Below are 15,000 nucleotides of genomic sequence, written 5' to 3' on the forward strand. Positions count from 1 at the left end.
CTTATCTGATTAGGGTAATAGACCCGGTAAAGCGTACTTCTTTGTTAAAAACATCTGTTCCGTTTAATACATAATAATAAGCACCAACCGGAACAGGCTTATTTCGCCAGGTGCCATCCCATGAATCAAAAATATTAGTGGTAAAGAAAACCTGATCCCCATAGCGGTTAAAGATTTTAAAGCTGTATCTTTTTAAATTGCTTACATTAACATTCAGCAGGTCGTTAATGCCGTCTCCGTTCGGCGAGAAAGAATTTGGAATCTGTAACATACCGCCATCCAGCACTACCAGGTTATCAAGCCTAAAGATATCTACACAGCCATTGTTGGTAAAAGCATTGAGGGTTACTGTATAGTTCCCTTTTTTTTGATAAACATGTGTGGGCTGGTAATCTGTAGAAGTTTCATTATCACCGAAATTCCATTCAAAATAATCGGCATCACGCGAACGGTTTAAAAATGTAATGGGAACCGGAGCCGCAAATTTACCCGGCACAATGGGATCCGTATTGAAATTTGCGACAGGATTTTTTACAATAGCAGGGATGTTGATTATCGCCGCTTCACTGTAGCAATCGCCAACTTTAACTGTCACGGTATAATCGCCGGCCTGGTCAAAATTTCTTATTGGTACGCTGATTCTTGCTGTTGAATCACTAAAATTGGCTGGTCCTGTCCATTGATAGGTAGCGTCTTTTACTTCTGCTATACTCAGTTCCATTGTTCCACCTAGGCAAAAATTGCTTCTATTAGCAGAAATAATTGGTTTTTCGGGTTTTAATGCCACATAAAAAGTATAGCTGTTCACTACGCGGCAACCCTTTACTGAAATGGTTTCGAGCACTACAGTTTTGGTGCCTGGGGTATTATAGGTAATTTCGAATGGACCAACGGTACTCGCATTGGTTATGCTGGCCCCTTCTCCAAAACTCCATTTTAAGCTGCTATAATTACTGGCAGTGGCTGAAAATATAAATTTTTGCGTGCTTAAACAGGCATCTTCAGTTTTGACATCAATGGCCGATTTTGGTCCTGCAAACTCTCCGTTACCATCAAAGGCAAGTGTGAAACCGTTGTTTCTATTCGAAAAATTGTCAATTAGCAAGGCATACTGGTGTCCCTCAATCATATCTACGGCCTTTACAAAACCATCTTGATTAGGGGAACAGCCACCACGCTCAGTTAGGTCTACTGAAGTACTATTAGCGCCTGTAATGTAATACCTCGGATTGCAATCGACACCACTGCCTGCAGCGCAGCGGATGGCATTGACAGATGACGGTGCCGCAGCGCTTGCTGAAGGGCCTAAATCAAATAATACCCAATCTATATCATCCGTAACAGCAGTAGGTGTAATGGTAAAACCTAAAGTACCATTATTAGCAGCTATCCAGGTGTACCAGGCACTGTTCGATTCGGTACTTAAACAGGTTCCGGCAGCTTCGCGGTTATTCATACCGGCACCGGCGATCTTAAGCTCGGTAAAACTGTCTTTACTGCATAAAGGGGAAGCAGATGAAAAGTCCTGGCCAGGTTTATTCGGCGGATTATAGCTGTTTACACAAAGCTTAAAACTCCCGGTGGCATCATTTTCAGCACTGATGCGCAGGTAATAAGTTTCGCCTATGAGCAAACCACCTTTATAGGCTGTTGTGATATTATTTTCTGAAGTCATCGAACCGATTTGTTCCACCAGTAAATTGTCTTTATAGGTGTAAAAGGCAACAAGCGGATTAACCAATGTATTACTGTTCAACGCAGATTGGCCGGTTACTGTGGCAGTAATATCGGTACCAACTGCTGTAAAACTGAACCATATATCTTTCCCCTCACTGTTCCAAAAATTTCCCTTTCTGTAACCGCTGGGAGTGGCATTAACATTGTTAAAAGCGGCATCGTTTGAACAGTATACTGTAGTGTTTTTAATTGGAATGGCGGTTTTCACGTCATCATTTGCAGGAGCCTGAGCCAGTACCTTAACAATAAATAAACCAAAAAAGAGAAACAGCAATAGGCGTAATAACATAGATTTAGTATAGAGCGTTTAACACGTAAAAATATTGATAATAAAATGATTGACCAATAGCTGAAAGTAGAGAAGATATGCCAAAAAGATGATTGTTTTAGACTTATAATATAAAATCAGCCTTTTGTTTGACGGATTTGCTAAAACCTGTGACGAATCGGCAGTTTTTGCTTTTTCGATCCTTAAGTTACGGTTTATGAAAATCGCTGTCTTTATTTGTTTGATGGCTATTGTGTCTTACGATTTGGCAAGAAATACCTCTATATATTTAGCGTAGCTAAAGGTTGAATATTAAAAATTTTGGTATCAGGCAGGATATTTAAAAGAGAGGCATATTAAGTTATAATTTATACCGGCCTACATTGTCTTAAACAAAAAAACTATTCTCGATAGCCAGAATAGTTTTTTGTTTGTGCTCCCGACGAGATTCGAACTCATATCGATGGTACCGGAAACCATAATTCTATCCATTGAACTACGGGAGCAGGGCTGCAAATATAGAAAATCATAAGTTAAATTTTTCTTGTTTTCTAAAAATATCTTCCATGCCCAGATAAGGTTCCATTGTTTAAGAAAATGTTTGGTTAAGATTCTATTTAGATTAATGCATACCAGCCGATAAAAATGATTGCAATTGTTTGCGCATCAAAATGCTTTTAATGATAGGGCATTTCAGGCAAATCATGATATACGCTTTGTGTTTTATCGATGGCATCCGTAATTCTTTTAAAATGCTCTGGTGTGGCTTTCAGGTTGATAAACTTATTAATAATGGTCCTGTGCCGGTAGATAATAAAACTGTTATCCACCGCTGGATTTATTTTGTTCAGGTTTACCTCTGTTTCTTTGTCTGCCATATTGGGAACAAAAGTTAAGGCAGTGTATTTTAAGCTCAGTTCAACACCCAGCCCTTCTAATTCTTTCTCGCGATTTATTTTGCTGTATCCATTATCATTTCCGTATACAAAATAAACTTTAAGGTATTTCTTTCTGATCAGGCTTTGTTGTTCCAGGAACAAAAGCCATTTTTTAATATCGCTCCAATTGGGGTGGTTACCAACAAAATAAATAATGCCATGATATCGGCCATATTTACAAACCGGGCATGTTCTGGTACCTTTATCAGGGCCAAAAGCATGATAAGGTGTAAATGAAGGACTGTCTTCCCCAATTTCAAGTCCTGACTTACAGCCAGAATCGGTCGCTTTGGGGTAATTAGGAATGTTTAGACCTAAAATAATATGATGTTCTGCCACTTGCCGCTTACCCGATAGTAAAACCCTCAATATCCCACTTCCTCCGCGGTTTTCTAAAGGTTTCTCTTTTATTTTAGGAATTAGGTATGGATCATCATCAAAAACCAGCTCATCTATGTAGTATTCTTCTTTAATACCCGGCTCTTTTATAGCCAGATGGATATGTGCAGGCATGCGTTCATGTGGGTAAGGTGCAGGCCTCACCGTGTAAATAGCATAATTTCCATTTAAATCTGTTTTTACCCAGCCTCTGATATGGCCATGGCGTTTGGCTTTTTCAGGAAGATTTTTTCCTGCCGAATAATAGCCTTTATTATCCGTTTGCCAGTAATAGATGATCACATTGGCCGCAGGCGTTTTTCCATCAGGCTGATATACCTTTCCGGTAACTAAAAGCTTTTGCCCTGCCTCTTTCCAGCCTGCACTGGTATCTGCCGGTTTTATATTTTTAGGCATCCCCACATACATGAGTTCACAACCGTCGCAACCTCCACCTATTTTATTTGTCTTATTGGTTACAGGTATTTCCGGTCCCTGTGTTTTAATGGCCTGGCCATTACAGGTTGTTAGTAAATGGGTAATAATGGCCATTGCGCAGGCTAAAAGTGTTACTGAATATTTCATGATAAAAATCTTTTCAGCAAACCTCCATATCCGGAAATTAAAATGGTAATCTTATCCGTTAACCTGATGACTTTTTGTCCTATCCCGTGAGCAAAGCATTAAACCGCGCTTAAATTTTGTAAAATATGTCCTGCTTAACCTGATCATAGTACCATCTTCCATCGCAATATCATAATCGCCATTTAATCTCGACCGGTATGAAACCATTTTATCAATATTGATAATGGTTGATTTATGCACCCTGATAAATTTATCCTGATCTAATTTTTCTGAAACCGATTTTAATGTTTCTGAATGGAGATATTGATTATTTGCCAGGCAAATAGCAATATAGGGCGTTAAGGCCTTGATGCAGATAATATCCATTACGTCGATATTAACATATTTCCGCCCGTTGGAAATGGTAATTTTCGATAATACTTCTGGTTTTTTGACAGGTGGGGGTAGTATTAAACTTAATTTAGGTGCAGCGTATTTTAAGAACAGGATTAGTGCCCCGTAAATTAATAACAGAATGTAGCCAGACTCAGATAAGGTATAATAAAAATTTTGTAACAGCGCATAAGTATGATCAAAAAACAATTCGGAGAGCAGCCACACAATCACTGAAAATAATAGCATATGGAGTATAACCGAAGCCAGAAAAAGCTGTAATGGTAAATATTTAAATGTTTTAAGTTTCTCCGTACCGAGTATTTTAATGTTCAGGTAAACCATTGGAATAAAAAGAAGCCAAAAGGAATTAAATAGCATTGATTCAGATAGATAAAAAGCATAATTGTTAAAGTTTGCTTGTAGTAAATCCTGAAATACGGATAACAAAAGCATTATCGTTACAGTTACCAAAATGGCGGCATGAGTACCTTTTGGCGAATAAATGGTTTTAAATGGAATGCCCGAATTCATGATCACTTTTTAAATCATTGAAATAATTGACTGATAATCAAATATACACCATTATGATAGTTATTCCAGATGAATAATTTGAGACTTGTCAATGCTCATATATCAGTCAGTTCAAAGCGATCATCTCAACGGCCTCGCACTTCTTCCTTCCCTTTATGCTGATGTTTTTTATATTAAGAAATAATTAAATCATTGCCCAAACATTGCGGCATGCCGGCTTTATGAAGTCATATTTTTAAATTCGGCTGTTCAATACATGGTTTTTGAGTGCTTTGGTTGGCTTTTTAGGAAATAAAAATGCACCTTTGCGAACCGTTAATAGAGGTTTAGGCATGTAACAAATAAAATTTTGCGTATGGAAGAAATGGTTGTGGAAGAAATTCAGGAACTGATTGAAAAAGAGAACGACAGGGCTTTGAAGCAATGTCTCGATCAACTGAATATTTCGGATGTTGAAGAACTGATTGACGAACTTCCACAATATGCAGCAAAATTTATCGAAACCCTATCCCTCAACAGGGCTGTAAACGTATTCAGGATACTCGATTTTCCTACCCAGGAGCGTATCATTAAAAAACTTTCGGGTAACAAACTGAACCAGATCATTAAAGACCTGCCACCTGACGACCGTACTGCACTTTTCAGTGAGTTAAAAGGCGATGTGGTGAAAAAGATGATTACCCTTTTGCCACCCGAAGAACGCAAAGAATCTTTAGCGCTTTTAGGGTATAAAGAAGACAGTATCGGCCGTTTAATGACACCCGATTACATTGCTGTAAAACCCGAATGGTCTATCACACGTGTTTTGGCACACATCAGGCGTTATGGTAAAAATTCCGAAACCATCGATGTAGTTTATGTCATTAACAAGGATGGTGTTCTGCTGGATGACATCAGGATCCGTGAGGTTTTATTGGCCGACCCCGAGGCCATTATCGGCGAACTGACCGACAAGCGTTTCATTGCGCTTAAAGCCAACGATCCGCAGGAAGATGCAATCAATATCTTCAGGATGAATAACCGTGTGGCTTTACCCGTAGTAGATGAAAACAATATCCTTTTGGGTATCGTTACCGTAGATGATATTTTGTGGATCGCCAACGAAGAATATACCGAAGATATGCACAAAATTGGGGGTACCGAAGCCCTTGATGAGCCTTATCTTGATATTCCGATCCTTAAACTGGTAAAAAAACGTGCAGGCTGGCTGATTGTGTTGTTTTTAGGCGAAATGTTAACCGCAACCGCTATGCAGCATTTCGAAATTGAGCTCGAAAAAGCCGTGGTGTTGTCGCTGTTTATTCCATTGATCATGAGCAGTGGTGGTAATAGCGGTTCGCAGGCCTCTACATTGATTATTCAGGCCATGGCCCTGGGCGAAGTAACCATCGCCGGGTGGTGGCGCGTAATGCGCCGCGAGCTCGTATCAGGAATCTTACTCGGCATTATTTTAGGGACGATCGGCTTTACCCGTATTGTTACCTGGCAGGAACTACACCTGTATAATTACGGGCCACACTGGTTTTTAATTGCCACGACCATATTTTTTACCCTGGTTGGTATTGTGTTGTGGGGCAGTTTAATCGGCTCTATGATGCCTATTATTTTGAAAAAACTGAAACTCGATCCGGCTACCTCATCAGCACCATTTGTGGCCACCATGGTAGATGTAACCGGAATAGTAATCTACTTTAGCGTTGCCGTATTAATTTTAAAAGGCGTATTACTTTAAACCTGAACATGCAAAAGAAAATTACCACACTTTTTACCGATATTGGCGGTGTTTTATTAACCAACGGCTGGGATAGGCAGGCAAGGGGCGAGGCAGCGGTGCTGTTTAACCTCGATTCTGTTGATCTCGAAGAGCGCCACCACCTCACTTTCGATACCTACGAGGTGGGCAAACTTACTTTAGACGAATACCTCGAACGTATTGTTTTCTTTGAGGATCGGAGTTTCAGTTACGACGATTTTAAAGAATTCATGTTCAAAAAATCATTGGCTTATCCCGAAATGATTCAACTGATTTGCGATTTGAAGAAGAAGTATAACCTTAAAGTTGCGGTAATCAGTAACGAAGGTCGCGAGCTTAATCAATACCGCATCAATACTTTTAAACTAAACGAATTTGTCGATTTCTTCGTTTCGTCCAGTTTTGTGCATTTCCGTAAGCCCGACGCCGATATTTTTAAGGTAGCCATCGATATTTCGCAAAGCGATGTAGATACCAGTTTGTATATCGATGATCGGATGCTGTTTGTGCAGGTTGCCGAGCAATTAGGCTTGAAAGGCATCCATCATACCGGTTATGAAGATACCAAAGCCCAACTGGCCGCTTATGGGCTGGAGGTTTAATCAACAATATGTTGAGTTGACAACTTACCAGGCAACTGTGCTATTAATTTGTCAGCGCTTTACAAAAAGAATAACGCAACAATTTCTATTTATTTGAAAAGCAAGGGCAGTAGATCTGTTAAAGTTTGCCCCCGCTTTTCATTACAAGTCCTCGCTTCGCTGCGGGCTTTACATTACAATCGGGTTTAGGGGGCAAGTTAGCTGCTAATATTTTCAATTGGGTATAGTAATATAATCCCCTTTTCTGTATCCGTGGTAAAAGTTTGAGAAAAAATTGCATCAATACTTATACGTGTTAATCTGTATGATCTGTGGTTAATGTTAAACACTCTAAAACACTTCGACTTTGCTCAGCGTGACTAGTAACCTAAGAGAATTGACAACTTACCAGGCAACTGTGCTATTAATTTGTCAGCGCTTTACAAAAAGAATGACGCAACAATTTCTATTTATTTGAAAAGCAAGGGCAGTAGATCTGTTAAAGTTTGCCCCCGCTTTTCATTACAAGTCCTCGCTTCGCTGCGGGCTTTACATTACAATCGGGTTTAGGGGGCAAGTTAGCTGCTAATATTTTCAATTGGGTGGCAATATAATCCCCTTTTCTGTATCCGTGGTAAAAGTTTGAGAAAAAATTGCATCAATACTTATACCTGTTAATCTGTATGATCTGTGGTTAATGTTAAACACTCTAAAACACTTCGACTTTGCTCAGCTTGACAATCAAGTGGGGATCCGTGCTTTCCATGTTTCTGCGGCAAAAAAAAACTGCAACAAAAAAGCCATTCTTTCGAATGGCTCTATGCTTTTTTAAAAACCGCTTTAAGGCTTAAACGTTAAACCTGAAGTGCATGATGTCGCCATCTTCCACTACGTAGGTTTTTCCTTCCACACCAAGTTTACCCGCTTCTTTACAGGCATTTTCAGAACCCAGGGTTATAAAATCATTGTATTTAATAACCTCAGCACGGATAAAACCTTTTTCAAAATCAGTGTGGATTACGCCGGCCGCCTGTGGGGCTGTAAAGCCTTTGGTAATGGTCCACGCCCTAACTTCTTGCACACCAGCAGTAAAATAGGTGTAAAGGTTCAATAACTTATACGCTGCACGGATCAGTTTATTTACACCAGATTCAGTTAAACCTAAATCGGCTAAAAATTCCTGACGCTCTTCGTAGCTATCCAGTTCGGCAATTTCCGACTCAATTTTAGCAGAAATAACCAACACTTCAGCATTTTCGTCAGCCACATTTGCCTTTACTAAATCTACATATTTATTTCCGGTAACAACCGATGCTTCATCAACATTACATACATACATTACCGGTTTTTGGGTAAGCAGGCCTAAATCTTCAATAAAATCGAAATCTTCCTGGGCCAAAGGTGCCGTACGTACCGATTTACCGCTTTCTAAATGTGATTTAACCACAGTTAAAATTTCGTAGGTACGTTTTGCATCCTTATCACCACCGGTTTTAGCCATTTTCTCTACTTTCTGAATACGTTTGTCAACCGTATCCAGATCTTTAAGCTGTAATTCGGTATCGATAATTTCCCGGTCACGGATGGGATCAACAGAACCATCAACATGGATCACATTTCCATCATCAAAGCAACGTAAAACGTGGATAATGGCATTTGTAGCCCGGATATTCCCTAAAAACTGGTTTCCCAGGCCTTCACCTTTCGATGCACCTTTTACCAGGCCTGCAATATCAACGATCTCAATTGTATTCGGCTGAACCTTGTTAGGTTTAACCAATTCAGCAAGTTTGGCTAACCGGTTATCCGGAACCGTAATTACGCCAACATTAGGTTCGATTGTACAAAAAGGGAAGTTTGCTGCCTGCGCCTTTGCATTTGATAAACAGTTAAAAAGCGTCGATTTCCCCACATTTGGTAAACCAACTATACCACATTGTAATGCCATTATTTATTAGTCTTTAAGTCTTTAGTCCGTAGTTTTTTAGTCTTGATGGTTATGATTTAATGGTCTGTAGCCGATCGTTCCGCTCTCAGTTCTGTACTTTTCCGTCATCCAGCCTACCTCTTCCATTGTCCATCTTGTTCCAAAATTCCGCGCAAAGATAAGCTTTTAAAACCTTTATTTAAACCTTTGCTATTGGATCAAATTTATATTTTATCTATGTTTAGCGTAAAATAGAGATACACATAAATGGAAGATTTTGAAAAAGAAGTGCCTCAGGAAGTAAAATTGATTGTAACCGAAGAAATGCGGAGCTACTTTTACGACATGAGCAAATGGGCCAGGTTTTTATCGGTTGTTGGTTTCGTGGTTTCGGCATTTTTAACGCTCAGTTCCTTTGGTATAGGTGCAGCAATAACGGCTAACCCGTCCTTACTCAATCAATTAGGACCACTGGCCAGTACAGGGGCAATAGGGGTGACCACGTTTTACCTGTTGTTGGCTTTACTCTTTTTTTACCAAAGTTTATTGTTGTTACGTTTTTCAGCTAATGGTAAACAAGGTATATTGTTTGGAGACCAGGAAAATTTAAATGACGCTATTGCAAACCTGAAATCACTTTTTAAATTTTGGGGCATACTCACTATGGTGTCGGTGGTGAGTTATTTTCTTTTGATTATTGCAGTAGCCGTAAGCGTAGGGTTGAAATAAGAAATAAAGTGTATACCAATAAAAAAGCCTGCCGATTTTTAAAATTGGAAGGCTTTTTTATTGAAATTATATTACTTAAAAAGTAAAATCGTCATTGGTTCTGGTGCTATGTTCTCCGTTTTCAGAATATTCATAACGTTTTTCAACCACATCCTGGTGGGTTTTGATATAATCAACAGTTTCGTTTAATCCTTCTGCAAATTTTTCGAAATCTTCTTTGTATAAAAAGATTTTATGTTTTACAAACACACCGTCTTCTAATCTTTTTTTGCTCTCGGTAACTGTTAAATAATAATCACCCGATCTCGTAGCCTTCACGTCGAAGAAATAAGTTCTCTTACCTGCTCTTACTTTCTTTGAAAAAACTTCTTCTCTTTCCTTGTTGTCGAATTCTCCCATGGTTGGTATTGATGTTGGTTATTGGTTTCGGTAAATATAAAGCAAATATTTAAAGTTCAAAATACAATTTTAATACAATTTAAATCGTTTGGGTTTCCTGCTCCAAAAGTTGGTTGTTATAAAGCTCCTTATAACTGCCATTTAAGCTAAGTAATTCATTGTGTGTACCTTGTTCGATGATTTTTCCGTCATCAAGTACCAAAATCTTATCTGCATTTTTAATGGTAGAAATCCGGTGGGCAATTAAAATACTGGTTTTTCCGGCCATGATTTTTCCCATATTTTGTAAAATTTCTTCCTCGGTTTTGGTATCAACAGCCGAAAGACAGTCGTCAAATATCAAAATCCTGGGCGATTTAATCAGTGCACGGGCGATGGAAACCCTTTGTTTTTGCCCTCCCGAGAGGGTAATACCGCGTTCGCCAAGCATGGTTTCAAACTTTTCTTCGAAATCAATGATATTAGTATAAACCGAAGCATTTTTAGCGGCCGTATGTACTTCTTCATCGGTAAAGGTATCCAAACCAAAGGCAATGTTGTTTTTTATCGTATCAGAAAATAAAAATACTTCCTGCGGTACAAAACCAATCTGGTTGCGGTAATCTTTCAGGTTAAGAGTCTTGATATTCTTCCCATCCACCTCAATAGCACCCTCTTCCACATCGTACATCCGCATAATCAGGTTTGCCAATGTCGATTTTCCAGAACCTGTTTTTCCTATAATTGCCACAAATTCGCCACTCTTGATCTCAAAACTAATTTCCTTTAAAGCTTCAATTCCAGTATGCGGATAGGTAAAACTGACCCGGTCGAATTTAATATTGCCGTAAAGCGCCTTTTTTTCAGTCTCTTTCGATTGGATATCTGAAGGAATATCCAAAAATTCATTGATCCGTTTTTGCGATGCTGCAGCCCTTTGGATCAGTGAGGTTACCCAGCCCAGCATTGTTACCGGAAAAGTTAACTGGGTAATATAAATGATAAATTCGGCAATGTTACCCGCAGTAATGCTGCCGTTCATCACCTGGATACCACCTATATAGATGGTTAAAATCGTACTCAGGCCAATTAATAAAAGCATGGTAGGATAAAACAGCGCCGATACCTTAACCAGGCTCATCGAGTCTTTTTTATATTCATTGCTCTGTATTTCGAACATGTTACGCGTGTAATCCTCACGTACGTAAGATTTTATGATCCTGATTCCCGAAAAGCGCTCCTGTACAAAACTCGAAAGGTCTGACAACCGTTCCTGTATTTTTCCGCTTTTTTTAAAAATCAAGGTATTCACATAATAGATAATCACCACTAAAAAGGGAAGTGGCAATAAACAATAAATGGCCAGCTTCGAATTTACATCAAACATCGACCAAATAATAAGTACCGATAAAAAGAAGGTGTTAATGGTATACATAATTGCCGGGCCCACATACATTCTCACCCGGTTTACATCCTCTGTAGCCCTGGTCATTAAGTCTCCGGTATTATTACTGCGGTAAAAACCCAGACTCAGTTCCTGGTAATGCTGGTAAATATCATTTTTCATGTCGAATTCGATATGTCTCGACATTAAAATGATGGTTTGCCGCATAAAAAATAAAAAAAGTCCGCGCAACAGGTAAAGTGCAATCACCAACAGGCCGAAATACAAAAGGTTACTGCTAAAAATATCGTAAATAACCGCCTGGCGATCGAAACCGTCGAAAAGGTTAAAGAGCTGAATGTTTTCAGTGATCAGGTCTACTGCGTAACCGATTACCTGTGCAGGCACTACGCCAAAAATATTGGAAATCACGACGAAAATACTTCCGGGGATAATCCACCATTTGTACTTAAGAAAGTATTTGTTTAATCGGCTAAGATGTTTCATGATATACAAACTTAGCTAATTTTGTTATTCCCTGCGGCATATTTATTGGTTAGAGGTTAAGCTTTAAAGAATAATGACAATTATGGGGTGTAAAATGAATGATGCAGGTGAACGATACGTTTTTCAACGCAGAATCAGAAATGCGGTGAATGCGTTTTTTATCCATCTTGAGGTACAAAGGATTTGCAGGCGATAAAAAATCATTCATGCCCCAGGACGACATTTTAGGAAGAGATGGAGCTATAACAGAATTAATTTTTCTATAGTTTCGTTAAATACGTGTAATAATGGTTTTTTATTTTAATTTTGCAGCAGGTTAGCCGAACGTTAATATGCCAGCAAATTCTCCGTCAGATTCATCAATTTTAGATCAATTAAGTGCTTATGGGCATAAAAAATTGGTTTTCTGCAATGATCCAGATACAGGTTTAAAAGCAATTATTGCCATACACGATACCACTTTGGGGCCTGCGCTGGGAGGTACACGGATGTGGAGTTATTCTACTGAAGCCGAAGCGTTGGAAGATGCCCTCCGTTTGTCGCGCGGAATGACCTATAAAGCCGCTATTACGGGTTTAAATCTGGGTGGAGGAAAAGGTGTAATCATTGGCGATTCAAGAAAAGATAAAACTGAAACTTTAATGCGTAGCTATGGCAGGTTTATCAAAAACCTGAACGGCGAATTCATTACAGCAGAAGAAATGGGCACCAATACCCGCGATATGGAATATATCCGTATGGAAACCACCCATGTTACCGGAGTTCCCGAATCAATCGGTGGTGCCGGTAATCCGGCTCCATTTACTGCCCAGGGGGTTTATTTAGGCATTAAAGCCAGCGTAAAAGAAGTGTTCGGTACGGATATGCTTGCGGGCAGAACCATTGTGGTACAGGGCATTGGAAATGTTGGCGAACACCTTGTTGCTTTACTGAGAAAAGAAAATGCTGAGGTATTGATCAGCGATATCAATCAGGAGCAGCTAACCTATGTAGCCAGGAAATATAAGGCAAAGCCGATCGAAGCCGATAAAATTTTTACAACCGATGCTGATGTTTATGCCCCTTGTGCCATGGGTGCAACGGTGAATAACAAAACCATCGAAAAAATGAAGTTTGCAATTATTGCGGGTTCGGCAAACAATCAGTTAAAAGATGAGGTTTTAGATAGCGAACTGTTATTGAAAAAAGGAATATTATTTGCACCCGATTATTTGATTAATGCAGGTGGACTGATTTCGTGCTATTCTGAACTGACCGGTTTCGGTAAAAAACGTACAGTACAGCTGACCGAAAATATTTATGATGCGACACGCAGCGTAATTAAATTAAGCAAAGCTGAAAATATATCAACCAATATTGCCGCCAACCGGATTGCCGAAAAACGCATTGAAGACATAAAAAAAATTAAATCATCATATTAAATCATAATTATTAAAACAGGGTTTAAAAAACCACACTCGTTCTTACATTCATGTTAAACAGAAGGCACTTAAGAATCAAAGCTTTGCAAAACATTTTTGCATGGCACATGGCAGACAAAAAAGACATTAAAGGCGATTTGAAAACCTTAATGCAAAGTATCGACAGTGTATACGAAATGTACATTTGGATGCTCTCTTTATTGGTAGAAGTTACCGAATTTACTGCCAACGACGCGGCAGAACGCGCAAACAAGTTCATTAAAACGGCAGAGGATATTAATCCGAACATGAAATTGCTACACAATAAGTTTAGCGTTTTATTACAGCAAAACCCTGAATATGTTGCTGCAATCAAAAAGTACAAGGTAGATTGGGGCTTTGATCCCGAAATCCGCAAAACGGTGTACAATTCTTTAAAAGCCTCAAAAGAATATGCCGATTATCTTGCTGATCCGAATGAGACTTTAGAATCGTCAAAAGACATTATCAAATACATTTTCCGTAAAATTATTTTAAAAAGCCAGGCCATCATCCAGGTTTTTGAAGAGAAATTCATCAACTGGCAGGTAGATCATGAAGTGATGAAAGGCATGGTTGCCAAAACCCTTAAAAACTTTACTTCCGACGATCCATTCAAAAACAACCTCACCCAAATCAGTGCCGATTGGGCAGAAGACAGTAAATTTGTTCAGGATCTTTTTGTGTATACCTTACAGAATGATTCGAAATATCAGGAAATGATTGCCGATAGGACCAAGAACTGGGAATCGGAACGTATTGCACTTATGGATACTATCCTGATGAAAATGGCCATTTGCGAACTGCTGAATTTTCCTTCTATTCCGGTTAAAGTAACCATTAACGAATACCTGGAATTATCAAAAGATTACAGTACACCGAAGAGCAATTCATTTATAAACGGTATTTTAGACAAAATTTTAGGCGATCTTAAGAAAAACAACACAATTAAAAAGATTGGCCGCGGATTAATCGAAGATTAAAAATGAAAAGAACATTTATCCTGGCTATTGCTGCACTTTCATTCGCGGCATGTCGTAACGCAAATAATCAAACTACAGAAACCGCTACAGGCGTTTCGGTTGGTAACGAAACATCAAAAACAACCAAGGTTGATCCGATAAATGCGCCTGTAATTGTTTTCGAACGCGATATTTTCGATTTCGGTAAAATAACACAGGGAGAAAAGGTTAAACACGATTTTAAACTTAAAAACACGGGTAAAAGCCCACTTATTATTTCAAATGCCACAGCAACTTGCGGATGTACCGTTCCGCAGATACCGGGCGAACCAATTTTGCCGGGTAAAGAAGGAGTAATCAGCGTGGTTTTTAACAGCGAAGGTAAAATGGGTATGCAAGATAAGGTGGTAACCGTAACATCAAATGCCAATCCAACGGTAGCTACCGTTCATTTGGTAGGAGAGGTGCTGACCAAAAAATAAATGGCTTACTTGTTTATCGCGCTAACGCACATTCAATAACTATTCA

12 protein-coding genes and 1 tRNA gene are annotated in these 15,000 nt (G+C 39.0%); 6 read left to right on the forward strand and 7 right to left on the reverse strand.

What is annotated here, in order from left to right:
* Window position 1: 1 nt before the first annotated feature.
* The 4 genes from GGQ60_RS01155 to GGQ60_RS01170 form a co-directional block, all read right to left on the reverse strand.
* Window positions 2-2,026, reverse strand: a complete 2,025-nt coding sequence (locus tag GGQ60_RS01155) for a PKD domain-containing protein (protein ID WP_183759563.1) — start codon at window positions 2,024-2,026, stop codon at window positions 2-4.
* Between the two features lie 413 nt (window positions 2,027-2,439).
* Window positions 2,440-2,511 (reverse strand) — tRNA-Arg (locus tag GGQ60_RS01160).
* Window positions 2,512-2,682: 171 nt separating this feature from the next.
* The gene (locus GGQ60_RS01165; protein ID WP_221235851.1) at window positions 2,683-3,906 is read right to left on the reverse strand and encodes a dioxygenase family protein; all 1,224 of its coding nucleotides are present in this window, start codon (window positions 3,904-3,906) and stop codon (window positions 2,683-2,685) included.
* Window positions 3,907-3,957: 51 nt separating this feature from the next.
* Complete coding sequence (locus tag GGQ60_RS01170) at window positions 3,958-4,812, reverse strand: LytR/AlgR family response regulator transcription factor (RefSeq protein ID WP_183759564.1); 855 nt, start codon at window positions 4,810-4,812, stop codon at window positions 3,958-3,960.
* A 355-nt stretch (window positions 4,813-5,167) separates the two neighbouring features.
* Here GGQ60_RS01170 and mgtE point away from each other — a divergent pair, with 355 nt between their 5' ends.
* A complete protein-coding gene (mgtE, locus tag GGQ60_RS01175; RefSeq protein ID WP_183759565.1) occupies window positions 5,168-6,544 on the forward strand; it encodes a magnesium transporter in 1,377 nt (458 codons plus the stop codon).
* An 8-nt stretch (window positions 6,545-6,552) separates the two neighbouring features.
* Window positions 6,553-7,167, forward strand: coding sequence for an HAD hydrolase-like protein (locus GGQ60_RS01180; protein ID WP_183759566.1), 615 nt, complete (start codon window positions 6,553-6,555; stop codon window positions 7,165-7,167).
* 826 nt (window positions 7,168-7,993) lie between these two features.
* On the opposite strand, the gene ychF is transcribed toward GGQ60_RS01180, so the two are convergent.
* Complete coding sequence (ychF, locus tag GGQ60_RS01185) at window positions 7,994-9,094, reverse strand: redox-regulated ATPase YchF (protein WP_183759567.1); 1,101 nt, start codon at window positions 9,092-9,094, stop codon at window positions 7,994-7,996.
* 246 nt (window positions 9,095-9,340) lie between these two features.
* On the opposite strand from ychF, the gene GGQ60_RS01190 reads away from it, so the two are divergent.
* Window positions 9,341-9,802 (forward strand): hypothetical protein, encoded by a 462-nt coding sequence (locus GGQ60_RS01190; protein ID WP_183759568.1) that lies wholly within the window; start codon window positions 9,341-9,343, stop codon window positions 9,800-9,802.
* Window positions 9,803-9,877: 75 nt separating this feature from the next.
* On the opposite strand, the gene GGQ60_RS01195 is transcribed toward GGQ60_RS01190, so the two are convergent.
* Both GGQ60_RS01195 and GGQ60_RS01200 read right to left on the reverse strand, forming a co-directional pair.
* Window positions 9,878-10,201: a DUF3276 family protein gene (locus GGQ60_RS01195; protein ID WP_025143846.1), complete on the reverse strand. Its 324-nt coding sequence runs from the start codon at window positions 10,199-10,201 to the stop codon at window positions 9,878-9,880.
* Between the two features lie 79 nt (window positions 10,202-10,280).
* A complete protein-coding gene (locus tag GGQ60_RS01200) occupies window positions 10,281-12,071 on the reverse strand; it encodes an ABC transporter ATP-binding protein (RefSeq protein WP_183759569.1) in 1,791 nt (596 codons plus the stop codon).
* A gap of 332 nt (window positions 12,072-12,403) precedes the next feature.
* Between GGQ60_RS01200 and GGQ60_RS01205 the strand changes: the two genes are divergently transcribed.
* The 3 genes from GGQ60_RS01205 to GGQ60_RS01215 are packed head-to-tail and all read left to right on the forward strand — an operon-like array spanning window position 12,404 to window position 14,954.
* The gene (locus tag GGQ60_RS01205; RefSeq protein ID WP_183759570.1) at window positions 12,404-13,492 is read left to right on the forward strand and encodes a Glu/Leu/Phe/Val family dehydrogenase; all 1,089 of its coding nucleotides are present in this window, start codon (window positions 12,404-12,406) and stop codon (window positions 13,490-13,492) included.
* Window positions 13,493-13,542: 50 nt separating this feature from the next.
* Window positions 13,543-14,493 (forward strand): transcription antitermination factor NusB, encoded by a 951-nt coding sequence (gene nusB / locus GGQ60_RS01210; RefSeq protein ID WP_183759571.1) that lies wholly within the window; start codon window positions 13,543-13,545, stop codon window positions 14,491-14,493.
* A gap of 2 nt (window positions 14,494-14,495) precedes the next feature.
* Window positions 14,496-14,954, forward strand: a complete 459-nt coding sequence (locus GGQ60_RS01215; protein WP_183759572.1) for a DUF1573 domain-containing protein — start codon at window positions 14,496-14,498, stop codon at window positions 14,952-14,954.
* The last annotated feature ends 46 nt before the right edge of the window (window positions 14,955-15,000 follow it).

Source organism: Pedobacter zeae, assembly GCF_014196715.1.
Classification (GTDB): Bacteria; Bacteroidota; Bacteroidia; order Sphingobacteriales; family Sphingobacteriaceae; genus Pedobacter; species Pedobacter zeae.